At 60.3% G+C, this 23,596-nt stretch carries 26 protein-coding genes and 1 riboswitch; of the genes, 5 read left to right on the top strand and 21 right to left on the bottom strand.

The window, feature by feature from the left end:
• Positions 1-43: 43 nt before the first annotated feature.
• Together rmuC and ACW9JC_RS11415 are read right to left on the bottom strand one after the other, a co-directional pair.
• Entirely contained in the window at positions 44-1,408 is a 1,365-nt protein-coding gene (gene rmuC / locus ACW9JC_RS11420) for a DNA recombination protein RmuC (protein WP_457455055.1), read from the bottom strand.
• A 175-nt stretch (positions 1,409-1,583) separates the two neighbouring features.
• Entirely contained in the window at positions 1,584-1,907 is a 324-nt protein-coding gene (locus ACW9JC_RS11415) for an SEL1-like repeat protein (RefSeq protein ID WP_338582283.1), read from the bottom strand.
• A 995-nt stretch (positions 1,908-2,902) separates the two neighbouring features.
• Here ACW9JC_RS11415 and ACW9JC_RS11410 point away from each other — a divergent pair.
• From ACW9JC_RS11410 to ACW9JC_RS11400, 3 genes are all read left to right on the top strand, one after another.
• Entirely contained in the window at positions 2,903-3,127 is a 225-nt protein-coding gene (locus tag ACW9JC_RS11410; RefSeq protein WP_130908481.1) for a hypothetical protein, read from the top strand.
• Between the two features lie 273 nt (positions 3,128-3,400).
• The gene (locus ACW9JC_RS11405) at positions 3,401-3,883 is read left to right on the top strand and encodes a hypothetical protein (protein WP_008033583.1); all 483 of its coding nucleotides are present in this window, start codon (positions 3,401-3,403) and stop codon (positions 3,881-3,883) included.
• Between the two features lie 147 nt (positions 3,884-4,030).
• Entirely contained in the window at positions 4,031-5,311 is a 1,281-nt protein-coding gene (locus ACW9JC_RS11400) for an OmpP1/FadL family transporter (protein ID WP_338582284.1), read from the top strand.
• 89 nt (positions 5,312-5,400) lie between these two features.
• On the opposite strand, the gene ACW9JC_RS11395 is transcribed toward ACW9JC_RS11400, so the two are convergent.
• The 14 genes from ACW9JC_RS11395 to cobO all read right to left on the bottom strand — a co-directional run bounded on the left by ACW9JC_RS11395 (position 5,401) and on the right by cobO (position 16,847).
• On the bottom strand, positions 5,401-5,970 hold the full coding sequence (locus tag ACW9JC_RS11395; RefSeq protein ID WP_457455054.1) for a glutathione peroxidase: 570 nt from the start codon (positions 5,968-5,970) through the stop codon (positions 5,401-5,403).
• 43 nt (positions 5,971-6,013) lie between these two features.
• Positions 6,014-6,136, bottom strand: a complete 123-nt coding sequence (locus tag ACW9JC_RS11390) for a hypothetical protein (RefSeq protein ID WP_338582286.1) — start codon at positions 6,134-6,136, stop codon at positions 6,014-6,016.
• On the bottom strand, positions 6,133-7,341 hold the full coding sequence (locus ACW9JC_RS11385; protein WP_457455053.1) for an MFS transporter: 1,209 nt from the start codon (positions 7,339-7,341) through the stop codon (positions 6,133-6,135). The genes ACW9JC_RS11390 and ACW9JC_RS11385 overlap by 4 nt, the downstream gene beginning before the upstream one ends.
• Before the next feature lie 52 nt (positions 7,342-7,393).
• On the bottom strand, positions 7,394-7,798 hold the full coding sequence (locus ACW9JC_RS11380) for a MarR family winged helix-turn-helix transcriptional regulator (RefSeq protein WP_338582288.1): 405 nt from the start codon (positions 7,796-7,798) through the stop codon (positions 7,394-7,396).
• A gap of 54 nt (positions 7,799-7,852) precedes the next feature.
• Positions 7,853-8,584, bottom strand: coding sequence for an adenosylcobinamide-GDP ribazoletransferase (locus ACW9JC_RS11375; RefSeq protein WP_457455052.1), 732 nt, complete (start codon positions 8,582-8,584; stop codon positions 7,853-7,855).
• 2 nt (positions 8,585-8,586) lie between these two features.
• Positions 8,587-9,162 carry an alpha-ribazole phosphatase family protein gene (cobC, locus tag ACW9JC_RS11370; RefSeq protein WP_457455051.1) on the bottom strand — a complete coding sequence of 192 codons (576 nt, stop codon included), beginning with the start codon at positions 9,160-9,162 and terminating at the stop codon, positions 8,587-8,589.
• Entirely contained in the window at positions 9,159-10,214 is a 1,056-nt protein-coding gene (gene cobT, locus ACW9JC_RS11365; protein ID WP_457455050.1) for a nicotinate-nucleotide--dimethylbenzimidazole phosphoribosyltransferase, read from the bottom strand. Before cobT ends, cobC begins: the two co-directional genes overlap by 4 nt.
• Entirely contained in the window at positions 10,211-10,732 is a 522-nt protein-coding gene (gene cobU, locus ACW9JC_RS11360) for a bifunctional adenosylcobinamide kinase/adenosylcobinamide-phosphate guanylyltransferase (RefSeq protein ID WP_338582292.1), read from the bottom strand. The genes cobT and cobU overlap by 4 nt, the downstream gene beginning before the upstream one ends.
• Positions 10,733-10,853: 121 nt before the next feature.
• Complete coding sequence (locus tag ACW9JC_RS11355; protein WP_457455049.1) at positions 10,854-12,305, bottom strand: cobyric acid synthase; 1,452 nt, start codon at positions 12,303-12,305, stop codon at positions 10,854-10,856.
• Positions 12,302-13,294 carry a threonine-phosphate decarboxylase CobD gene (gene cobD, locus ACW9JC_RS11350; RefSeq protein WP_457455048.1) on the bottom strand — a complete coding sequence of 331 codons (993 nt, stop codon included), beginning with the start codon at positions 13,292-13,294 and terminating at the stop codon, positions 12,302-12,304. The genes ACW9JC_RS11355 and cobD overlap by 4 nt, the downstream gene beginning before the upstream one ends.
• Entirely contained in the window at positions 13,287-14,195 is a 909-nt protein-coding gene (gene cbiB / locus ACW9JC_RS11345; protein ID WP_448108873.1) for an adenosylcobinamide-phosphate synthase CbiB, read from the bottom strand. Before cbiB ends, cobD begins: the two co-directional genes overlap by 8 nt.
• Positions 14,192-14,842 (bottom strand): 5,6-dimethylbenzimidazole synthase, encoded by a 651-nt coding sequence (bluB, locus tag ACW9JC_RS11340; protein WP_457455047.1) that lies wholly within the window; start codon positions 14,840-14,842, stop codon positions 14,192-14,194. The genes cbiB and bluB overlap by 4 nt, the downstream gene beginning before the upstream one ends.
• Positions 14,839-16,239 carry a cobyrinate a,c-diamide synthase gene (locus tag ACW9JC_RS11335; RefSeq protein ID WP_457455046.1) on the bottom strand — a complete coding sequence of 467 codons (1,401 nt, stop codon included), beginning with the start codon at positions 16,237-16,239 and terminating at the stop codon, positions 14,839-14,841. Before ACW9JC_RS11335 ends, bluB begins: the two co-directional genes overlap by 4 nt.
• Positions 16,236-16,847, bottom strand: a complete 612-nt coding sequence (gene cobO, locus ACW9JC_RS11330) for a cob(I)yrinic acid a,c-diamide adenosyltransferase (protein ID WP_419709115.1) — start codon at positions 16,845-16,847, stop codon at positions 16,236-16,238. Before cobO ends, ACW9JC_RS11335 begins: the two co-directional genes overlap by 4 nt.
• An 83-nt stretch (positions 16,848-16,930) precedes the next feature.
• Positions 16,931-17,163, bottom strand: a riboswitch (cobalamin riboswitch).
• A gap of 152 nt (positions 17,164-17,315) precedes the next feature.
• On the opposite strand from cobO, the gene ACW9JC_RS11325 reads away from it, so the two are divergent.
• Together ACW9JC_RS11325 and ACW9JC_RS11320 are read left to right on the top strand one after the other, a co-directional pair.
• Positions 17,316-17,900, top strand: a complete 585-nt coding sequence (locus ACW9JC_RS11325; RefSeq protein WP_457455045.1) for a hypothetical protein — start codon at positions 17,316-17,318, stop codon at positions 17,898-17,900.
• A 67-nt stretch (positions 17,901-17,967) separates the two neighbouring features.
• A complete protein-coding gene (locus ACW9JC_RS11320) occupies positions 17,968-19,281 on the top strand; it encodes a PQQ-dependent sugar dehydrogenase (RefSeq protein ID WP_457455044.1) in 1,314 nt (437 codons plus the stop codon).
• Positions 19,282-19,336: 55 nt separating this feature from the next.
• On the opposite strand, the gene ACW9JC_RS11315 is transcribed toward ACW9JC_RS11320, so the two are convergent.
• The 5 genes from ACW9JC_RS11315 to ACW9JC_RS11295 all read right to left on the bottom strand — a co-directional run bounded on the left by ACW9JC_RS11315 (position 19,337) and on the right by ACW9JC_RS11295 (position 23,561).
• Complete coding sequence (locus ACW9JC_RS11315; protein ID WP_457455043.1) at positions 19,337-19,990, bottom strand: O-methyltransferase; 654 nt, start codon at positions 19,988-19,990, stop codon at positions 19,337-19,339.
• 18 nt (positions 19,991-20,008) lie between these two features.
• Entirely contained in the window at positions 20,009-20,545 is a 537-nt protein-coding gene (locus ACW9JC_RS11310; protein ID WP_448108879.1) for a C40 family peptidase, read from the bottom strand.
• A gap of 166 nt (positions 20,546-20,711) precedes the next feature.
• On the bottom strand, positions 20,712-21,359 hold the full coding sequence (locus ACW9JC_RS11305) for a C40 family peptidase (protein ID WP_338582303.1): 648 nt from the start codon (positions 21,357-21,359) through the stop codon (positions 20,712-20,714).
• Positions 21,360-21,585: 226 nt separating this feature from the next.
• Positions 21,586-22,290, bottom strand: coding sequence for a DnaA regulatory inactivator Hda (gene hda / locus ACW9JC_RS11300; RefSeq protein ID WP_338582304.1), 705 nt, complete (start codon positions 22,288-22,290; stop codon positions 21,586-21,588).
• Between the two features lie 197 nt (positions 22,291-22,487).
• Positions 22,488-23,561 (bottom strand): AI-2E family transporter, encoded by a 1,074-nt coding sequence (locus ACW9JC_RS11295; RefSeq protein WP_457455042.1) that lies wholly within the window; start codon positions 23,559-23,561, stop codon positions 22,488-22,490.
• Between the last annotated feature and the right edge of the window lie 35 nt (positions 23,562-23,596).

Raw genomic sequence — 23,596 nt, 5'->3', positions numbered from 1 at the left:
AGTATTCCCGTAGGAGCTGCCGAAGGCTGCGATCTTTTGATCTTTATTCCGGCAACTCGACCAACCCATCGACATCAGTCATCGCCCGCTCCAGCAAATCCGCCGGCAGGCTTTTGCTCGCCCGTGCCCCCAGCAACTTGAGCTGTTCGCTGCGGCTGACCAGATTGCCGCGGCCCTCTGTCAGTTTGTTGCGCGCCGAGCTGTAGGCTTTATCCAGTTGCTGCAAGCGATTGCCGACCTCGTCCAGATCCTGAATGAACAATACGAACTTGTCGTACAGCCACCCGGCGCGTTCGGCGATTTCCCGGGCGTTCTGGCTTTGCCGCTCCTGCTTCCACAGGCTGTCGATCACACGCAGGGTCGCCAGCAAAGTGGTCGGGCTGACAATCACGATGTTGCGGTCGAACGCTTCCTGGAACAGCGTCGGCTCGGCCTGCAATGCAGCGGAAAATGCTGCTTCAATCGGCACGAACAACAGAACGAAATCGAGACTGTGCAAGCCGTCCAGTCGCTTGTAATCCTTGCCGGCCAAGCCTTTGACGTGATTGCGCAGGGACAGCACGTGTTGCTTGATGGCGATCTGGCCGATGCCTTCGTCCTCTGCCGCCACGTATTGCTGATAGGCCGTCAGGCTAACCTTGGAGTCGACCACCACTTGCTTATCGCCGGGCAGATAGATGATCACGTCCGGCTGAAACCGCTCGCCGTCCGGGCCTTTGAGATTGACCTGGGTCTGGTACTCGCGGCCCTTCTCCAGCCCGGCGTGCTCAAGCACCCGCTCCAGAATCAGCTCGCCCCAGTTGCCCTGGGTCTTCTGCCCCTTCAAGGCACGGGTCAGGTTGGTGGCCTCGTCGCTCAGGCGCAGATTCAACTGTTGCAGGCGCTCCAGCTCCTTGGCCAAGGAAAAGCGCTCACGCGCTTCGGCCTGATAGCTTTCCTCGACGCGTTTTTCAAAAGACTGGATGCGTTCCTTCAACGGATCGAGCAACTGCCCCAGGCGTTGCTGACTGGTTTCGGCGAAACGCTGCTCACGCTCATCGAAGATTTTCCCCGCCAGCTCGGCAAACTGCGCACGCAGCTCGTCTCGCGAGCCCTGCAAGTCGTTGAGGCGTTGCTGATGGCTTTCCTGCTGCTCACGCAGCTCGGCGTTGAGCGAAGCGGCCTGCGCGTCCAGACGGCGCAATTCAGCTTCTTTGCCGGCACGTTCGATATTCCAGGCGTGAGCGGCATCGCGCGCATCGTCACGCTCGATTTGCAGCAGTTCGACTTCACGGCGTACGGCGGCGAGGTCCGCCTGTTTGGCGGCATTGGCCTGACCCAGATCAGCAATCTCATCGCGACTCGCTTCAAGTTGCGCGTTCAAGCCATCCTGCGCCAGATGCGCCGTAGCGAGGCGCTCTTCCAGCAGCGCCGCCTCGGCCTGTGCGGTGCCCGCCCGGCGCTGGAGCTGCCAGGCCAATACCAGTAACGGCAGAGCAGCGCCCGCCAGACCGAGCAAAGCGCTGGTCAAGTCCATAGCCATAGCCATTCCTGCCATTGAAATAATGCTTGAAGGTTAACCAAGGCGTCAGGTCTTGGACAGCTCAGTCTTCGATCAGGCCCAGTTCCTGTTGCGCGCGCAGATCCCCTGCCCGTGCGGCCTGACGCAAAAGATCGTGGCCGATCCGGCGATCGCGGGCATTCCCGCATTCGCGGCACATCAACTGGCCGAGACGACTTTGCGCCGCCACGATCCCTTCACGGGCCGGTTGCTTGAGCAATCGTCCGGCGATGTGTTTGACGTTGGGGTTTTCGCCCAGGCGCGGGCTGTCCAGCAACCACTCTGCCACCCGCATCGAAAAACGCTTGGGCGGGGCAACAGTGGAGGTTTTGGAGGAAGAGGAATCGGAAGGTGTACGAAACTTCATAAAGCACTGTGGGCAGATCGGAAGGCGCGCCACTCTACTCTTTTTTTCTTACAGGTAAAGCCGAAAAAATCCCGGCACGCCCGTGCTAGAGCAAGCGCTCGGGACAATCCACAGAAGCTGTGGATAACTCAGTGGACAACCGCCCCTGAACTCGCTCAAAGCCCTGTGGAATGGGGCCTGCAGTCAAACTGACGATTTTTTCACCAGTTAAAAAAAGCGATGTTTTTCATTGACTTAAATTTTGGTTACAGGCACCCACTACGCTTGAACGCTAGATGACAGCGGTGTGACAGACTGCGCAACTAATGTGCACAAGTACCTTCACAGCGGTTATATCGATGCGCGTTTTCGGCGCACTTTGTCTCTTTGCCTGGGGATAAACCCTGGCAAACACGTGATCCAGGCTGCTTACTACCCGCTGAGCGGTGATGACCATCGGTCGGATTCTGAGCTGTTTCAGGACATTGCCGGGGTTCACGGCCATCGATGACAGACCTTTCGCAGGCGCGAAAACCTAGAGACTCCAATCTTTTTGGCTAACACACTTCCCTTCGCCAGTTCAATCCGTTAGTATCCGCGGCGTTAGTACCAAGCTGAAAGTCAATTCTGGTCGAACAAATCCCCCCGGTCAGCCTTCCAACAGGAAGCCTTCCACCGAACAAGCGGGATCGACCACCTCGATGGTTTCCAGGTAAATCTTGCACCAACACAGCCTTTGAATCGAAAACAAAGGGTGTTGCCAGGCTCACTTACTCTGACCGAACCAACCTGCAAATTGATCAGGATCTTCACCCCGGGCCCAGAACCTTTGCCCTCGATGTGTTGCCTGCCCTCCTAAGTACCTACCTGCCGGCCCAAGCGCGCAAAAATCATAGCGCTTCAAACTGGCTGCTTTGTTCCAGTCGGGTTCTTCGTTCGACCAATGGTGGTCGTCGTTACTGGAACGTTTTAATTTTGCACGGTTCTTATCCGTGTCGCTTGCAGGAACACCATTAATGACTACTCAAATCCATGCACAGGATGCCATCCGCACCCTAACCAACGCTTTTGCACCAATGAACTGCCTGATCATGGCCGCTCGCAAAGGCTGCTTCAGCTTCACCCTGGTCAACGAACACGGCATCGCCCGTCACAGCGAACGCCTGTACCCCGATCAATACTCCAGCGCCGAACCGCTGCAGGCTGTGATCGAACGTACTCGTCAGGCACTGGTTGCCTGAGACGCCAGCAAGGCTGAAACATCAAAAGCCCCGCTCAAAAAGCGGGGCTTTTTGTTGCCCGACATTTCACATTGCGTGCGCCATGGCTAAGCACCAACCGATATAACGGTTATAACTGGAAGCCGGAAATATTTTAAAAACAGGCCTTTACGTAGCGAATATGACACTACACTTCAACTCAAGCGGCTTGTTCCGCTTCCGGCGAGCCTGAGTCGATCCACCGCTGCCAAAGCCCATCAGGCATCGCCCCTATTTGATGGTTTCGAGGGTTTTATGGGTATCGCTGCCAGCGAACTGTGCCGTTATGTGATCCGTCCGACGTTGATCTATCTGGGACGTCATAGCGCAACTGCCGAATCCCTGCTGCTGGGCATCGCCGCCAGTCAGTCAGCCCTTGGTTCCGCCCTGCATGACCGCCGTGGACACGGCCTGTACCGTATCGCCGAACCCCGCCACCAAGCGCTCTGGGACCATTACCTGGCACTCGACCCCGAGCGCGCCAGCCTGGTTCGCGGCCTGGCCAGCCAACATGCTTTTCTCAGTGGCCCGCATCTGGAATTGACCGTTAACCTGCGTTACGCCACAGCCATCGCCTGGTTGCTGGTCGAAGAACAAAACACCCCGCTCCCCGAAGCAGACGACCTGCTGGGCATGGCCCGAATCTGGCGCCAGACCTTCCAGCCCCAAGGACGCCTGAGAGACTTCACCTACGCCTGGCAAACTTGTGTTTCACCACTGAATCAGGTTGCCTGCTGATCAATCCTGGATCCAAAGATCGCGCAACACGCCGCGAATCTGGTTGGATTGTCCTACAAAACCGCTCTAAATCAAGCCATACAGCCTATGGCGCTGGGACGAAAATGTTGGTAATTTTCGCCCCGGTGATCACCAGGAGTTCTAATAATGAAAAAAGTAATGCTCAAAACCACCATTAGCCTCGCCGTTGCCATGGCATCCACCCAGATCTTTGCAAGTGGCTTTGCCCTGAACGAACAAAGCATCAGCGGGATGGGTACTGGTTTTGCCGGGCGATCTTCTTCTGCCGACGACGCATCCACCATTGTTGGCAACCCTGCCGGCATGTCTCGCCTCAAACGCGAACAAGTAACCGGCGGTGTTGCATTCATCGACGCACACACCGACATCAGCGATGCCAGCTCTCGTCCGAACGGCGGCACCAATAAAGGTGACATGGTCCCTTTCATGGGCGTGCCGATGGGATATTACGTCAAGCCACTCGATGACCAGTGGGCGGTCGGTTTCGGCGTATACGCACCGTTCGGTCTGGTAACAGACTATGAAAACGGCTTTGCCGGCCGTTACTTCGGCAGCAAGAGCGAAGTCAAGATCATCACCCTGCAGCCAACTGTCAGCTATGCCTTCAACGACAAGGTGTCGATCGGCTTCGGTCCGACCATTAACCGTATCGACGGCAAGCTCGAATCGAACGTATCCCTGAACCCGCTGGCATCGGACGGTGAAGTCAAGATCAAGGGTGACGACACTGCTCTGGGCTACAACATCGGTATCCTGGTTCAAGCCACCGACAGCACTCGTGTCGGCCTGACCTACCACTCGAAAGTGAAGTACAAGCTCGACGGTGATACCAAGGTCAACTACGGCTTGCTGGGTGCACTGGGTCAGAACCCGAACCAGAAGTTCGATGCCTCGCTGGACATCACCACGCCTGAGTCGGTTGATTTCTCGGTTACCCATCAGCTGGATGACCAGTGGACCCTCTACGCAGGCAGCACCTGGACTCGCTGGAGCCGCCTGAAAGAAATCTCTGTTGAAAACGAAGGCGTTCCCGCCGCTCTGGCTGCACGCGGCTTCGGCACCATCACCGAAGAACAGAACTGGCACGACACCTGGGCTCACGCCATTGGCGCTTCGTATCAGCTGAACAAGCAGTGGGTACTGCGTACCGGTCTGTCCGTTGACCAGGCGCCAACCAACAACGAAAACCGCTCCCCGCGCATCCCGACTGGCGATCGCAAGATTTTCAGCCTGGGCGCCGGCTGGAGCCCGACCGACGACCTGACCATCGACGTGGCGTACTCGTACCTGCGTGAAGAGTCGGTCAAGGTCAACAACAGCAACGGTGCTCCCCGCAACCAGAGCTACAGCGCCAAGTATGAAAACTGGGCGAACGGTTTCGGTATCGGTGCGACCTACCGCTTCTGATGATTCACGGCGAGCCTGAACCACTCGCCACCTGAATCAAAAAAGCCCCGCTCTCTTTTACAGAGGCGGGGCTTTTTCGTGGGCATCGATCAGGGCACCGAGGCGAGCGGCGGCGAAGCCAGGGCTTTCTCGACGGCAGCGATGAAATCAGGATCATCAGGCTTGGTCAGGCTGGAGAAACTGGCAATCACCTTGCCCTGACGGTCGACCACGTACTTGTAGAAATTCCACTTCGGCGCATTTTTTGACTGCTTGGCGAGGACCTTGAACAGATTCGTCGCATCGTCGCCGCGGACTTTTTGCGGCTCGGTCATGGTGAACGTCACGCCGTAGTTCACATAGCAAACCTTGGCGGTCTCGGCACCGTCCTTGGACTCCTGCTTGAAGTCATTGGACGGCACGCCAATCACCTCGAGCCCCTGCGCCTTGTAACGCTGATTCAACGCTTCAAGGCTTTTGAACTGAGGGGCAAAGCCACAGAAGCTGGCGGTATTGACCACCACCAACGGCTTGCCGGCAAAGCTCTTGCACAAATCGATGGATTCATTGGCGCGCAACTTGGGCAAAGAACCTTGCAGCAGCGCCGGGCAATCCGCCGCTTGAGCCAATCCGGTAAACGCCACCAGTAACGCGGGAACTGCTAGCCAGCGCATCAGCATATCGGTGCTTCCTTGTGAGGAATCGTCAGGATCGGAACTTACTTTAGCAGGCCCCCATGCCCAACTGCATCAGGGCCAGCCCGCCCTGATGCCAGCCCCACCACGCGAGGGCCAACAGCAAGGCACAAACAGCCAGGATCGTGATACGCGGCCAGAGACTGTTCATGTCGGACTCATTTGGCTTTGCAGACGTGCCACCGGCCGTTCCCGCACCGGCCAGTTCAGCGCAGCGGCCATCAGGCTCAAGAGAATCGCTACCTGCCAGATCAAGTCATAGCTCCCGGTCCGGTCATACACCACCCCACCCAACCAGCCGCCCAGGAACGAACCGAGCTGGTGAAACAGGAACACGATCCCTCCGAGCATGGACAGATTTCGCACGCCGAACAAGGTCGCCACCGTGCCGTTGGTCAAAGGCACCGTCGACAACCACAGGAAACCCATGGCCATGCCGAACAGGTACGCGGTGGTCGTGGTCACCGGCGCCCACAGGAACAGCCCGATTACCACCGCCCGCAGCAGATACAAGCCGGTCAGCAAACGCGGCTTGGACATGCGCCCGCCCAGCCAACCGGCGGTGTAAGTGCCGAAAATGTTGAACAAACCGATCAGCGCCAGCACCGTCGTGCCGACCGTCGCCGGCAGATGTTGATCCACCAGGTACGCCGGCAGGTGCACGCCGATAAACACCACCTGGAAACCGCAGACAAAAAAGCCGAACGCCAACAGCCAGAACCCCGAGTGGGAACAGGCTTCACGCAGTGCTTCGGAAAGGGTTTGCTCATGACCGAGGACAGGCAATGGCTTGTCCTTGAGCATGCCCACCAGCGGCACGATCAGCGCCACCAACAGGCCCAGCACCAGCAGCGCCGCAGACCAGCCGAGCCAGCCGATCAACCCCAGCGTGCCGGGCAACATGGCGAATTGGCCGAACGAACCGGCGGCGCTGGCAATGCCCATGCCCATGCTGCGTTTCTCCGGTGGGACAGCCCGGCCAACCACGCCGAGGATCACTGAGAATGAGGTGCCGGACAGGCCGATACCGATCAACAGACCGGCGCTCAAGGACAAGGTCACCGCCGAGTCGGACAGGCCCATGAACACCAGGCCCAAGGCGTACAGGACGCCACCGACAAGCACCACTTTCGCCGCGCCGAAGCGGTCGGCCAACGCGCCGGTAAACGGCTGGGCCAGGCCCCAGATCAGGTTTTGCAGGGCGATGGCGAACGCGAACACCTCGCGCCCCCAGCCGAATTCGGCGCTCATCGGCGCCAGAAACAGCCCGAAGCCGTGGCGAACTCCCAGAGACAACGCAAGAATCAGCGCACTCCCCAACAAAACCCAACCGCACGTACGCCACATCGATGTCATTCTTGTTCTCCGGGCGCGGGTATATACCCGCTTAAGATCGAACAAACCGGCATCAAGCCAATTCGTCCAGCAACTTCAATAATGTTTCGCGCTTTTCGGCGCCCAAGCGATCGATCAATCGCTGTTGCGCCGCCTCCCAGGCCGGCAATGCCGCCTTCAACCGTTCAGCGCCGGCGTCGGTCAGCTTCACGATGCGATTGCGCATGTCCTCGCCTTCGATCAGCGTCACCAACCCTTCGCCCTCCAGCACCCGCAGATTGCGCCCGAGCGTGCTGCGATCCAGGCCCATGGCCTCGGCCAGGGTGGAAATGCTCGGCTGATCCAGACGCTGCAGATTGCACAGCAAAGAATACTGCGCAACGTTGATCCCGAAGCCATCGAGAGCGCCGTCGTAATGCCTGCTGACGCCACGGGCGGCGCGACGCAGGTTGATGCATAAACATTGGGAGTCGAGCATGGTGCGTGTATATACCCGCGGTTGTGTTAAATCAAGTTACATGATGTGGGAAGTTCAGAAAATCGCCAAGCCCACCAGCACCGCAACTTCCAGCAATTCCAGCAATGCACCGGCGGTGTCACCCGTTGTTCCGCCCAGGCGCCGCAGCATCACCTGCCGCAGCCAGACAAACACCCCCGCCGCCAACACCAGCGCCAGAACACCGCTGACGCCTGCAATCAACACACAAACCAAGGCACTGACCGCCAGCACCTGCTTGCCCGCTAAACGCGGAAGATGATCGGCCAGTGCCTGACCCAAACCGCCCGCGCGCACATAAGGCGTGGTCAGGAACAATCCCAGCAACGCACTGCGACCGATCAAGGGCACGATGATCAGGACCAGCGCATGCTGTTGCTCGATCAGCGCAACCAGTGCGGCGAATTTGAGCAGCAACACCAGCGCCAGCGTGACCACCGCGATCGGGCCGCTGCGCGGATCTTTCATGATCGTCAGCGTGAGTTCGCGATCGCCGAAACCGCCGAGCCATGCATCGGCGCTGTCGGCCAGTCCGTCCAGATGCAGTGCGCCGCTGAGCAACACCCAAACCGTCAGCAACAATGCGGCATGCAGCAACAGCGGTGTGCCCGCCAACAGCCAGTTAGACGCCCACAAAATCCCGCCGAACAACAATCCCACCAGCGGATAAAACAGCAACGACCGCCCCAGCTCCTGCGGCGCCGGCATGCCCGGCAGACGAATCGGCAGACTGCTCAGAAATTGCAGGGCGATCCAGAACGGCAACATGATCAGCGCACTTCCCTTATCGAACCATCTGACGTGACCGCCAGCGAGAACAGCGCACCATGGCCGACCTCGACGTTGAGCAACTGCTCGCGAGGCAGGCCTCGTGCCTGGGCCAGCAACAAGCGCATGACGCCGCCATGGCTGATCAGCAACACGCGTTCGCCGGCGTATGCCGCGCGCAATCGCGCCACAGCCGATAACACCCGCAGTGAAAAGTCCGTAACCGGCTCACCTTCAGGCGGCGTAAATGAATAAGGATCAGCCCAGAACAGGCCCAAGGCTTCGGCGTCGGTTTTCATCAATTCGGCGGCACTCTGCCCTTCCCAGGCTCCGAAGTGCAGCTCTTGCAGGTCTTTCTCCAATTGCACCGGCACAGCCAACCGGGCACCGAGTTCCTCGGCGAACCGCGCGCATCGTTGCAACGGTGAACTGACCAAGCGATCCCAAGGCCCCTGCTCAATCACCGCCGCGCGCATCTGCTGCCAGCCCTTGTCGGTCAGTGCATCATCAAGACTGCCGCGTAAGCCGCCGCCGAGCTCGGTTTCACCGTGACGCAGCAGGTCCAGACGCAAGGTCATGCCGGACGATCCGCAACTGCCGCTTCGGCGAACGTCGCCATCTGCCCGTGCAGGTCGCAGGCCAGACGCAGCAACGGCACCGCCAATGCCGCACCACTGCCCTCGCCCAGACGCAAACCGAGGTCGAGCAATGGTTCGGCGTTCAAGGTTTCCAGAACATGCCGATGCCCCGGCTCGGCACCACGATGACCGAACAACAGCCATTGCCGGCATTCAGGATTGAGGCGCACCGCCACCACCGCCGCGACGCTGCAGATGAAACCGTCTACCAGCACCGCGACGCCTTCCTGGGCACAGGCCAGATACGCGCCGACCAATGCCGCAATTTCGAAGCCGCCGAGATTGAACAATGTTTGCAGCGCATCACCACGCTGAGCGCCGTGCAAGGCCAATGCTCGCTCGATCACCTCGGCTTTGTGGCTGACACCCGCCACATTCAAACCAGTGCCCGGCCCAGTCAAATGCGCCACCGGGCAATCGAGCAAGGCGCAGGCCAACGCACTGGCTGCCGTGGTGTTGCCGATACCCATCTCGCCGCCGATGAACAATTTCGCACCCGCCGCTTTCGCCCGCAGCACGCTGTCGCGACCGGCCTGCAACGCACGCTCACCTTGAGCCACAGTCATCGCCGGGCCTTGCACAAAATTCGCCGTGCCCGGACCAACGTTCAAGTGACGCACTCCCGGCAGATTCAGGGACAGGGTGACTGTGCCGAGGTCGACCACTTCGAGGGACGCTCCCAACTGCCGCGCCAGCACGCTGATCGCCGCGCCGCCGTTGACGAAGTTGTGCAGCATTTGCCCGGTGACTTCCTGGGGAAATGCCGAAACCCCTTCGGCGACCACACCATGGTCACCGGCAAAAATCGCAATCCACAGCTGTTCCAGGCTGGGCTTGACCTGCCCTTGCAACCCGGCCAGTTGCACCGCCACCGATTCGAGTTGGCCGAGCGACCCGGCCGGTTTGGTCAATTGCTGTTGCCGGGCCTGCGCCTGCTCGACCGCTTGGGCATCGATCGGTTGGCACGGGTTCAGCCACCAGGATTGAGTCATAACGCAGTTCCTTTCAGAGTCAGGGGCAGGCCGGCGACGGTCAGGACGACTCGCTGACAGCGCTCGGCCAGGGCTTGATGCAGCCAACCGGCTTCATCGACATAGCGGCGAGTCAATTCGCCCAGCGGCACGACACCCATTCCGGTTTCGTTGCTGACAAAAATGATTTCACCCGGCAGCGACGCCAGGCACTCCAGCAAAGCATCGCGCTCGGCGCTCAGGCGTTCGGCATCGTCGAGCATCAGCAGATTGGTCAGCCACAGGGTCAGGCAATCCACCAACAGGCAATGATCGGCGCGGGCGTTTTCACGCAGGACGCGGGCGAGTTCGAGCGGTTCTTCGATCAGCGCCCATTCGGCGGGGCGACGGGCGCGGTGATGGGCGACCCGATCGTTCATTTCGCCGTCCAGCGGCTGGCTGGTGGCGATGTAGGTCACCGACAATTGACTGTCAGTCGCAAGTTTTTCGGCCAGGCGACTTTTGCCGGAGCGAGCGCCGCCGAGGATCAGTTGCAGCATGGTTTATTCCTTAAAATGTGCAGTGAGGCGACTGCCGTCTTCGCAAGCAAACCCGCTCCCACATTCGACCGCGTTCCAATGTGGGAGCGGGCTTGCTCGCGAAGGGGCCAGCACAATCACCTCAAATCCCACAGAGCTCCCGCAACAGCCCGGTATCCAGATGCTTCTCCACCAGATCCGCCAGCCGCTCGATATCGCGCTCGCGCAACCCGTGGTAATCCACATCCTGCACCGCCTGCAAACCAGCCCAGCGCAGCAGTGCACTGCACGCCGCCGGGGACTCGAACAGGCCATGCAGATAGCTGCCGAAAATCTGTCCGTCGACGCTCTGCGCGCCATCGCTACGACCGTCATCCAGTTGCACGGCAGCGTGTTCCAGCGCCGGGCCGGTGGTCACGCCGGCATGGATTTCATAGCCGCTGACTTCGGCATCTTCCAGCGCCAGACGCCCGCGCACATTGCGCAGTTGCTTGTCCTGTTCGAGCTGCGTTTCGAACGCCAGCAATCCAAGCCCCGCACTGGAACCCGGCGCGCCTTCAAGGCCCAATGGATCGTGGACTTGTTCGCCGAGCATCTGCAGGCCGCCACAAATACCCAAGACTTTTCCGCCGTAGCGCAAATGCCGGGAAATCGCCGTTTCCCAGCCATTGGCGCGCAGGTACGCAAGGTCGCTGCGCACGCTTTTCGAGCCGGGGAGAATGATCAGGTCGGCCGGTGGAATCGCCTGGCCGGGGCCGACGAATTGCAGGTCGACCTGTGGGTGCAGGCGCAGCGGGTCGAAATCGGTGTGGTTGCTGATGCGCGGCAGCACCGGCACCACAACTTTCAGGACCTGCTCGGCCTTGTCGGTCTGGCGCTGATCGATGCCGTCCTCGGCCTCCAGATGCAGGTCCATCACGTAGGGCAGCACCCCGATCACCGGTTTGCCGGTGCGCTCTTCAAGCCAGTCGAGACCGGGTTGCAGCAAGGCGATGTCGCCGCGAAAACGGTTGATGATGAAGCCTTTGACCCGCGCCTGCTCGCTCGGCGACAGCAGCTCCAGCGTGCCCACCAGATGCGCGAAAACCCCGCCACGATTGATGTCGGCGATCAGCACCACCGGGCAATCCACCGCTTCGGCAAACCCCATGTTGGCGATGTCGCCGGCACGCAGATTGATCTCGGCCGGCGAGCCCGCACCTTCGACCATCACCACCGGATACGCCGCGCTCAAGCGTTCGTGGGAGGCCAGCACCGCTTGCATGGCGATGGCTTTGTAGTCGTGATAAGCCACGGCGTTCATCGTCGTGACCGCACGACCGTGGATAATTACTTGAGCACCGGTGTCGCTGTTGGGTTTGAGCAGCACCGGGTTCATGTCGGTGTGCGGTTCGAGATACGCGGCCTGGGCCTGCACCGCTTGCGCGCGACCGATCTCGCCACCATCGGCAGTCACGGCGCTGTTGAGCGCCATGTTCTGCGGTTTGAACGGCACCACGCTCACACCCTGACGCGTGACCCATCGGCACAGTGCCGTGACCAGTGTGCTTTTACCGGCATCGGACGTGGTGCCTTGCACCATCAGCGTGGTCATCGGCTGTCCTTGGCAAAGGCTTCGAAGGCTGCGGAGAGACGCATCCAGTCCGCTTCCTCGCCCGGCAGGCCAAAGCGCAGGCTGCTGTTGTGCGCGAACAAGCGCAGCAGAATGCCGCGCCGGGCCATGAACTCATGCAATTCTTCGGCGCGCTCGGTGATCAGCCATTGGAACAGCGCACAGCCGCCCTGTGGCTGGAAACCGTGCAGCGCCAGCAATGACGCGAGACGCTCGCTGGCCTCGTCGGCGCGAACCCGCTGCCGCATATGCCCTTCGGTATCGCGCAGGCACGCCTGACCCAACACACGAGTCGGCCCACTGACCGCCCACGGTCCCACCTGTTCGGCGAGCAGCTTGAGCAGCTTGCGCTCGGCCAGCACGAATCCCAGACGCACACCGGCCAGGCCGAAAAACTTGCCGAACGAACGCAGCACGATCAAACCGACCTGATGGGCAAACGGCGCCACACTCAAGTGCGGCGTGTTGTCCATGAACGCCTCGTCCACCACCAGCCAGCCACCGCGCTGCGCCAGACGCGCGTGCCAGTCCAGCAACCGCGCGGGCGTCAGGCTCAGGCCCGTGGGATTGTTCGGATTGACCACTACCAGCACGTCGAGGCTGTCGACGAAGAAATCGACTTCCTGCTCCAATACCTCGCGCACGATGTAGCCATTGCGGCGCCAGGCTTCGGCATGTTCGGCGTAGCACGGCGACAGCACGCCGACTTTGCCGGCCCGGCGCAAACGCGGCAGCAACTGGATGGCCATCTGCGAACCGGCGACCGGCAATGCCTGCAAGGTGCCGTAGTAATCACAAGCAGCTTGCTCCAGGCCATCATCGGTTTCCGGCAGCCGCGCCCAGGCCCGCAGCGGGATATCCGGAACCGGAAACGGCCAGGGCGCGAGGCCGCTGGACAGGTCAAGCCAATCGGCTTCCTCGATGCCGTATTCGAGCGCCGCCTTGCGCAACCGTCCACCGTGTTCAAGCATAAAATTCAGCTCCCACGCAGAGAATCAGCAGCCATAACCATACCCCGCGCTGGACCAATTGCCAGCCACGGTCGATGGAGTCGGCATCCGCCGGCACACCTTCGCCCAGTTGCGGGCGCTGATGCAGTTCGCCGTGATAAATCGCCGGCCCGCCCAACTCGACACCCAACGCACCAGCGCCCGCCGCCATCACCGGACCGGCGTTCGGACTGTCCCAGGTCGGTCCCTGGGTGCGCCAGCACTTCATGGCCAGTCGGGTTTTGCCCAGAAGCGCGTAGGTCATTGCCACCAGACGCGCAGGAATGTAATTGAGTACGTCGTCGATCTTCGCCGCCGCCCAGCCGAAGCGCTCGAAGCGTTCGTTGCGATAGCCCCACATCGCATCCAGCGTATTGCTCAAACGGTAGAGCACCACGCCCGGCGCACCGGCCACGGCAAACCAGAACAATGCGGCAAACACCGCGTCGCTACCGTTCTCCAGCACCGATTCGGTGGCGGCACGGGCGACTTCGGTTTCATCCAGCTCACTGGTTTTGCGGCTGACCAGATAACTGACGCGCTTGCGTGCTTCTTCAAGATCGCCGCTGCGCAGGGCTTTCGCCACAGGCTCGACGTGTTCACCGAGGCTGCGCATGCCGAGGGCGCAATAGAGCGCGAGAATCTCGACGATCCAGCCTACGTAAGGCGCCCAGGAAAATGCCGTGGCGAGCAACGTCAGCGGTAACACGGCGATTACCCACGCAGTGACACCATGACTGCGCCAACCACGACCACCGCCGTTGAAACGTTGCTCGATGCGTTCGGCAAATCGACCGAACGCCACCAGCGGATGCCAGCGTTTGGGTTCACCCAGCAGCGCATCCAGCGCAACCGCGGCGACACTCAACAACGCCACACTCATTGACTCACTCCCCAATAATTCTCGTACAACAATTCGCTCAGCGGGCGCGCCTGCGCCCAGCCTTCGAGCACCAGCATCGGCGCCGGATAGAATTCCTTGACCGGCCCCAGGCACAAAATGGCCAGTGGCTTGGCGCCGGATGGCAGGCCCAGCAAATCCGCGAGGGCTTGCGGTTCGAACAATGAAACCCAGCCCATGCCCAATCCTTCAGCACGGGATGCCAGCCACAGGTTCTGGATCGCGCAGGACAACGAAGCCAGGTCCATTTCCGGCAGGGTACGACGCCCGAAGATATGTCGCTCGCGGTCATCCATCAGCGCGGCGACCAACACTTCCGCGCAGTCGTTGATGCCTTCGACCTTAAGTTGCATGAACTCGTCGGTGCGCTCGCCGAGGGCTTCGGCGGTGCGGATGCGTTCTTCTTCCACCAGCGCCTGGATCTTGCCGCGCAAATCGCGGTTGCTGATGCGGATGAAACGCCAAGGCTGCATCAGGCCGACGCTCGGTGCCTGGTGCGCGGCTTCGAGCAGGCGCCGGAGCAACTCGGGCTCGACCGTGCCGCCGCTGAAGTGACGCATGTCGCGGCGTTCGGCGATGGCGCGGTAGACGGCTGCGCGTTCGGCTTCGGAGAAGGCGTTGTCTGTCATGGCCTCATCGCTGGCAAGCCAGCTCCCACAGGGCATTGCATTTCTTCAGATACGACACCGCTCACTGTGGGAGCTGGCCTGCCAGCGATAGCGGCCTCAAGGTCCGGCGCAAACAACGCAGCAATCGCCGCTGGATTCGACGGAAAATAAAAATGCACATAAGAGGCTGTCATCCGCCCCTCACGATAAACCGCCTCCGCCCCGCGCCCGCCATTCGGGCTCAAGCCTCGGGCAATCGGCGTCAGTTCGGTGGTGGTCAGCGAGTGGTGATAGGTGTGCCCGCGCAGCGAACCTTCCGGCAGTTCAACTGCTTGCAAGGCCAGGGCGGCAAGGCGTTTTTGCATCACCGCGTCACCGCTCAACAAACCCACCAATTCGGCACGAGTGCCTTCGACATCGGTCAACGAATCGAGCAGATAAAGCATGCCGCCACATTCGGCCAGCAACGGTTTGCCCGCTGCGTGGTGCGTGCGAATTGCGTTCAGCATCGAAGTGTTTTGCGAGAGGGCCACATGGTGCAATTCCGGATAACCGCCCGGCAGATACAAGCTGTCTGCTTCCGGCAATTGCGCGTCACGGATCGGCGAGAAAAACAGCAGCTCGGCGCCCATCGCCCGCAGCAAATCGAGACTGGCGCCATAGGTGAAGGCAAACGCTTCGTCCCGGGCGACGGCAATGCGCACGCCGGCTAGCAGCGGCTCGGCCGTAATTACGTCCGGCGCGGCGAACTCAACTGCTGGCGGCAGCGCTACCTCGCAACTGCTGGCCAAGGCATCGGCCGCCGCGTCCAGACGCACATCGAGATCGTTCAACTCGCTGGCCTGCACCAGTCCGAGGTGGCGACTCGGCAGTTCGATCCCGGTCTCCCGAGACAATGCGCCGTACCAACGCAGGCCTTCAGTCAGGCTGCCTTCGAGCAACTGTGCATGACGCAGGGTGCCGACGCGGTTGGCCAAGACCCCGGCAAACGGCAAGTCCGGCTGATAACGCGCCAGCCCCAAGGCCAATGCGCCAAAGGTCTGGGCCATGGCTGTGCCGTCGATCACGCCGAGCACCGGCACACCGAAGTGACGCGCCAGATCAGCGCTGGACGGCGTGCCGTCGAACAGCCCCATCACGCCTTCGATCAGAATCAGATCGGCTTCGCCCGCCGCTTCCCACAACAGGCGACGACTTTCCTGCTCGCCGACCATCCACATGTCCAGTTGATACACCGGCGCACCGCTGGCGCGTTCGAGGATCATCGGGTCGAGAAAGTCCGGGCCGCATTTGAACACGCGCACCTTGCGCCCTTGATTGCGATGCAAACGGGCGAGTGCGGCAGTGACGGTGGTCTTGCCCTGACCGGAGGCCGGCGCGGCAATCAGTACCGCCGGGCAATGACGGGGTTGATTCACAGTTCGACGCCTTTTTGCGCTTTGATGCCGGCCTGGAAGGCGTGCTTGATCATGCCCATCTCGGTGACGGTATCAGCCAGTTCGATCATCTCCGGCTTGGCGCCGCGACCGGTGACCACCACGTGCTGCATCGGCGGGCGCGCCTGTAAATCGCTGAGTACTTGATCGAGATCGAGGTAGCCGTGCTTGAGGGCGATGTTCAACTCATCCAGCACCACCAGGCCAATGGACGGATCGCGCAGCAGTTCCTGCGACACGGCCCAGGCGGCTTCAGCGGCAGCGATGTCGCGTTGGCGATCCTGGGTTTCCCAGGTGAAGCCCTCGCCCATCACATGGAAACGCACCTGCTCCGGGAAGCGCCGGAAGAACAATTCTTCGCCCGTGCTGTTGCGGCCCTTGATGAACTGCACAACGCCGCACTGCATGCCGTGGCCCATGGCGCGAGCGAGCATGCCGAACGCCGAGCTGCTCTTGCCTTTGCCGTTGCCGGTCAGCACCAGCAGCAGGCCGCATTCGTTCGGGGAATTGGCGATGCGTTCGTCGATCACGGCTTTTTTGCGCAGCATGCGCGCCAGATGACGTTCGTCACGATCAGGGGTATCAGTCATGGGGGAGCTCTCCGTTGAGGCAGGAATAACGGCGGGCAGGCACAAGAATAGATGGCAAGAAGCCTGGCATCGCCCACCGTGATGCCGCTTGGATGGATCAGGCCGGTCTCCGGGCTCATGAGCGGCGTTGGCCGGACTGCGTGCCTTCCCATGTCGACAGTCGACACAGTGGCGCAAGACGCAGTTTTCACTCATTTACCGTTGCGGGGGCAGCGCCGGGATCGCGGGGCTTCATGTATTGAAGCGACCACTCACCGACTTCCCTGTTTCACTCTGTCGACCCAAGCCACAGAGCACCTGAAACAAGCCGCGAAGGTTAGAGGGTTGGGGGTGGAGCGTCAATTGAAGACGGGGCACGCGAGTGAATAACTGCCGCCGATCAGCAATTTGACGTCAATCTTGTGCCACACTCCGAGCAGTGATATCAAAGAGCCACAACCTCACAACACAATAACAAGGGTGAGCCCCATGCAAGGCATGATCATCAGCAATCCGAAGCTCGAATTCCTGCGCCCGGTGCTGGAGCGCTGGTTTGACTGTATCGACCGCTACAACGCCGTGCGCGGCGATAACGAAACGCCCTACTGGCTCGACGAAAACGCCAACCTCGGCCTGCTGTCGTCCGCCGCGTGGATGGCCGAGATGATCACCCTGCAACAATCGCCCACCCGCAAACAGCTCGAAGAAGGCGAACGCAACGCTCGCGCCGACCTGTTCATCGCCACCCCCGAAACACGCGCCTGGCTGCAGGCCACGCAACGCTGGCCACGGGTCAACAGCCTCAACCTGACCCAGGCGCTGCATGACATCACCAGCGATGCCAAGCGCATCAGCTACGCCAGTGACCTGAAACTCGGCTGCCTGTTCGTCGCACCGCAAAAACTCCAGCATGGCGCCACCCCGGAAGAACTCCAGGACATGGTCGATGATCTGCAAAAAGAGCACACCTGCGCCGTGGCCTGGTATTTCCCCTACCCCTATCGCAAATTGCGCAACGAAGCGGGTCACTATCACCCCGGCATTGCCGTGCTGCTCAAGGAGGCGCGCAGCTGAAGGTTGAACCATCCTGCGTCCACGCTTCTCTATGATTAAATCAAGGCACTCATAGGGAAGATCAGCAATGCGCACGTCTCAGCTCGTATTCGTTGTCGCTCTCGCCGGAGGGCTCGCCGCTTGCGGTGAAACCTCCAGCCTGCAAGTCTCCGACGGCACCGGCCCGTCGCCCAAGTTGCCCGAACCCAACAAAACCCTGTTCCCGACGATGAACATCGCCCCGGCGATCGGCTGGCCGGATGGCGCAAAACCCGTCGCCGCCAGCGGCACGCAAGTCGCCGCGTTTGCCGAGGGCCTCGATCATCCGCGCTGGTTATACGTGTTGCCCAATGGCGACGTACTGGTCGCCGAAACCAACGCCCCGCCCAAACCCGATGACAACAAAGGCATCAAGGGCTGGATCACCAAGAAAGTCATGGGCCGCGCCGGCGCGGGCGTACCGAGTCCGAACCGCATCACGCTGCTGCGTGACATCAACCACGACGGCATCGCCGAGACCCGCACGGTGTTTCTGGAAAACCTCAATTCGCCCTTCGGCATGACCCTCGTCGGCAATGATCTGTACGTTGCCGATACCGATCGATTGCTGCGCTTCCACTATGAAAACGGCGACACGGCCATCAAGTCGCAACCGATCAAAGTCGTCGACCTGCCGGGCGGAACGCTGAATCACCACTGGACCAAAAACGTCATCGCCAGCAAGGACGGCAGCAAGCTGTACGTCACGGTCGGCTCGAACAGCAACGTCGGCGAAAACGGCATGGATCAGGAAGAAGGACGCGCGGCGATCTGGGAAGTTGATCGCGCCACCGGCAACCACCGGATCTTCGCCTCAGGCTTGCGCAACCCCAACGGCATGGCCTGGGAACCGCAAAGCGGCGCGCTGTGGACGGCGGTCAATGAGCGCGATGAAATCGGCAGCGACCTGGTGCCGGACTACATCACCTCGGTCAAGGACGGCGGGTTCTATGGCTGGCCCTTCAGCTACTACGGCCAGCACGTCGACGTGCGCGTCGAACCGCAAAACCTGGACCTGGTGGCCAAGGCAATTGCGCCGGACTACGCAGTCGGGCCACATACCGCGTCACTGGGCTTGACGTTTGCCGAAGGCAACACGTTGCCGACTCAGTTCAAGGAAGGCGCATTCATCGGTCAGCACGGTTCCTGGAACCGCAAGCCGCACAGTGGTTACAAAGTGATTTTCGTACCCTTCAGCGCCGGCAAACCGGTTGGGCAACCGTTGGACGTGCTCACTGGTTTCCTCAATGAAGATGAAAAAGCCATGGGCCGGCCGGTGGGTGTGGTGATTGATCAGCAGGGGGATTTACTGGTGGCGGATGATGTGGGGAACAAGGTGTGGCGGGTGTCGGCAATTAAATAACGGCAAACTGCATACTTTGTGGGAGCGAGCTTGCTCGCTCCCACAGGGTCGGCATTCAGCGCTTACGACAAAGCGTCAGGCCATCCCCCAACGGTAACAATGACAGATCCACCCGCGCATCATCCTTCAACGCTCGATTGAGCGCCTGGATCGCGCGGGTGTCCGCGCTTTCTGGATTGTCCTCCAGCACCCGCCCGCTCCACAGCGTGTTATCGAACACTGCCAGCCCACCGACCCGAAGCAACCGCAGCGCATGTTCCAGATAGGCGGGATAGTTGGCCTTGTCGGCATCGATGAACATCAGATCGAACTGGCCGGGCTGGTCCAACTTGCCAAGGGTCTCCAGCGCAGGTGCCAGACGCAGATCGATTCGCCCGGCCAATCCGGCTTCCTGCCAATAACGGCGGGCCGTGGCATTGTAATCGCCGGGAATGTCGCAGCAGATCAGCGAACCGTCATCCGGCAATGCCGCCGCCATGCACAGCGCGCTGTAACCGGTGAACGTGCCGACTTCCAGCAATCGCCGGGCGCCAGTGAGTTTCACCAGCAACGCGAGAAACTGCCCCTGCTCCGGCGCAATCTGCCAGCGCGCCATGGGCAGCGTCTGGGTTTCATCACGCAAACGCTTGAGCAGCGGCGTCTCGCGCAGGGACACGTCGAGCAGATATTGGTACAGCGAATCGTCGAGATTGAGCGTGCGAGCGGTCATGACCACAACCTCTGGCTATTACGGATTGCGCGCGAGATGCTCCGGTTGCAGGACACGTTTGGCGCTCAGGTAGGCTTTCTGCCAATACGCCTTGGACAAGCTGTCGAGCTTGACCGTGCCGCCCGTGGCTGGCGCATGGACAAAACGACCTTCGCCGACGTAAATACCGGCATGGCTGACTTGGGAACCGCCATTGGTGGCGAAGAACACCAGGTCACCCGTTTGCAGGCCTTCCTTGCCGACGTTGGCCGCTTGCATGGAAATCATTTCACGGGTCGTGCGCGGCAGGGAAATGCCCGTGACATCACGGTACACGTAGCCGATCAGCCCGCTGCAATCGAACCCGGAATCTGGCGTGTTGCCGCCCCAGCGATAAGGCGTGCCAACCAGGCCCAACGCGCGAAACAGCACGTCTTCCGCTTCAGGCGAAAAGGCTTGGGAAGGACCGAATACGATGGGCGCGCGAACCACCGGCGCTGGCGGCGGTGTACGACTGGCGCAAGCGCTGAGCAGCGCTGCGAGGAACATGATTGCGAGGCGGGCCGACGTCGACATAAGCAGAGCATCCTGATCTGGCTGCGGCTTTTTTCTGCTGGGGACGCAGAAAAGAAAACCGCCTGCGCAGTACGCAGGCGGTTTGCCATCATTGATAGATCAGAATTCTAGCGCTTATCAGGCAAACTTCAAGTAAGACTTTAAGTTCACCTTACAAACTGTCCGCTTACTTGCGTGCGGTGACGATCGGGGAAGCACCTGGAGCCATGGCGAGTGCGCGCTTGGCTTCGATGAAGGTCTTGCTCCAGTAGCTGTCGCCGAGGCTATCGATCCGCACACCACCGCTGCGGCGGCTGCTGGAATGGATGAACTGGTTGTCACCCAGGTAGATCCCGGCGTGACTCACGCGACCGCGACGGCCGTTGGTTGCGAAGAACAGCAGATCACCCGGCTCAAGCTTGCTGCGCGAGACCAGTGGTGCGTCTACGTTGATCATTTCGCGGGTGGAGCGCGGCAGGTTCATGCCGGCTTCTTCACGGAACAGATAGCCGATGAAACCGCTGCAATCGAAACCGGCTTCAGAGGTACCGCCGAAACGGTAACGGGTACCGATCAGGGACATGCCGCGTTCGAGGATGCTGTCGGCCAGAACCGGAAGCTGGTAGGACTTGCCGTCGGCAAAGGCTGCCAGTTCTTTTTCGGTGGCCACTTCTTCCTGGTAAAGAGAGTCTTGATAACGAACGGAAGACTGGGCGGTAACCGAGTTTTGAGCCTGCTGTTGTTGCGCTTGCTGCGACACTGGAGAGTGAGCAGCGCAACCGAACAACAGGGTAACGAGTGCGAGAGGCACGAGGGGTGCAAAGCGATTTAGCATGGGCACGACCGTGGCTGATAGTTGTAAAGAAGCCGAGACTATGCCCGCTATCAACCTCATTTGCAAATTCAATCGATCTTTTTGTGACTTCTCGGTTTCTCGTTTACATCTAAGCGCTTAAGCCCATTTTGATCGTTCGCGCGGCCTGCCCAGCGCAGGAAAGCGGATTTTCTGGCGCCTGAAATATGCCTAATACCGTTGCAACCCCCGAATTTACCGGGCTCAGCTACCAGCCGAGGGTTTCTTTCAGGAAGGGAATGGTCAGCTTGCGCTGCGCTTGAAGGGAGGCCTGATCGAGCTGTTCAAGCAATTCGAAAAGCGCACTCATGCTGCGGGTGCCGCGAGTCAGAATAAAATGCCCGACCTCGTCGGTCAGGTGCAAACCACGACGGGACGCACGCAGTTGCAGGGCGCGCAATTTGTCTTCGTCGGAGAGTGGGCGCATCTGGAAGATCAGCGCCAGGGTCAGGCGGGATTTAAGGTCCGCCAGTTTCACCGGCAATTCACGCGGTGAAGTCGACGCGGCAATCAGCAAACGCCGACCGCTGTCACGCAGACGATTGAACAGATGGAACAGCGCCTCTTCCCAATCCGCTTTGCCTGCCACTGCATGCAAGTCGTCCAGGCAGACCAGCTCGTACTGTTCAAGGTTGTCGAGGATTTCGATGCCGCGATCCATCAACTCGGCCAACGGCAGGTACACCGCCGGTTCACCCATCTGCTCGAACCGCAGGCACGCGGCCTGCAACAGATGCGTGCGCCCTACCCCATGCTTGCCCCAGAGGTAAATCAGGCTTTCGGTCCACCCGGCGTCGGCTTCGCACAGCCGCTCGACATAGCCGAGTGCAGCGGCATTGGCGCCTGGGTAGTAGTTGATAAAGGTGGCGTCGTCACGCAGACGCACACCTAGGGGCAGCTGAATCGGTTTCATGCTGACTGAACAGTTCCAAAGGAACCGTTAGTGGCCTCTGTGTAAAGTTTGCGAAGTTTATACCCGTGAAGCCGACCGCACAATGCGACAGACCACAAGCAAAATCAAAGGTTTGCATTGACGCTCCGGTTTTATGACAGTTTCTTTGGCGCTGCGGGTGGCAACCCGGGATCAATCCGGGTTGCCTGCGTAGCTTTCTAAAGCTCCGGCTCGTCAACACCGCTGTAGATATCTGAATCCTTATACAAATCATGCACATGGCGCACCAGCACCATGATCACGGCCGCCACCGGCAGCGCCAGCAAAACACCGGTAAAACCGAACAATTCACCACCGGCCAGAATCGCGAAGATTACCGCCACCGGGTGCAACCCTATGCGATCCCCCACCAATAACGGCGTCAGCACCATACCCTCAAGCGCTTGACCGACCATGAACACCGCGACGATGCCCGCCATCGGATACAGGTCGCCGCCAAACTGGAACAGGCCGGCAATCAAGGCCGCACCGATACCGATGACAAAACCCATGTACGGCACGATCGCCGCCAGACCGGCAATCAGACCGATCAACAGCCCCAGCTCCAGCCCTACCAGCATCAAGCCTGCGGCGTAAATCACGCCCAATGCCACCATCACCAGCAATTGCCCACGAACGAAAGCGCCGAGCACTTCATGGCACTCACCGGCGAGCATCACCGCGCGCTCTTCGCGATCACGGGGCAACAGGCTGCGGATCTTGGCCATCATCAGGTCCCAGTCCCGCAGCAGATAGAAACTCACCACCGGAATCAGCACCAGGTTGGCCAGCCAGGCAATCAGCGCAAGGCCCGATGCCGTGGCTTGCGTCAGCACCACACCGACGATGTCAGTGGTCTGCCCCATGTGCTCGCTGATGGCTGCCTTGAGCTTGTCGAATCTCCAGAAGCCTTCCGACAGGCCGAATTTCGATTGCGTCCATGGCAATGCGGTGTGCTGCAGCCAATCGAGCATCTGCGGCGCCAGCTCATACAAACGGAACAACTGCTTGGCGAGCATCGGCACCAGCACCAGCATCAGCGCGGTGACAATCAGGGTGAACAGCGCGAATACCGTGATCACGCCCCAGGTCCGCGACAGCCCGGCCCTCTCCAGCCGATCCACCACCGGATCGAACAGATAAGCCAGGAGCAACGCCACCAGGAACGGCGTGAGGATCGGATGCAACAGCCAGATAAACGCGCAGAGCAAGACCACTGCACCCAACCAGAACCAACGCCGCGTATCGGCCATGAACCACTCCATTGCTTCTATATAAAGAAAGAAAA

The organism is Pseudomonas sp. SDO5591_S426 (genome assembly GCF_054070755.1).
Note: the sequence above shows the minus strand (reverse complement) of the source record. Positions and strands in the feature narration are given on the sequence as shown.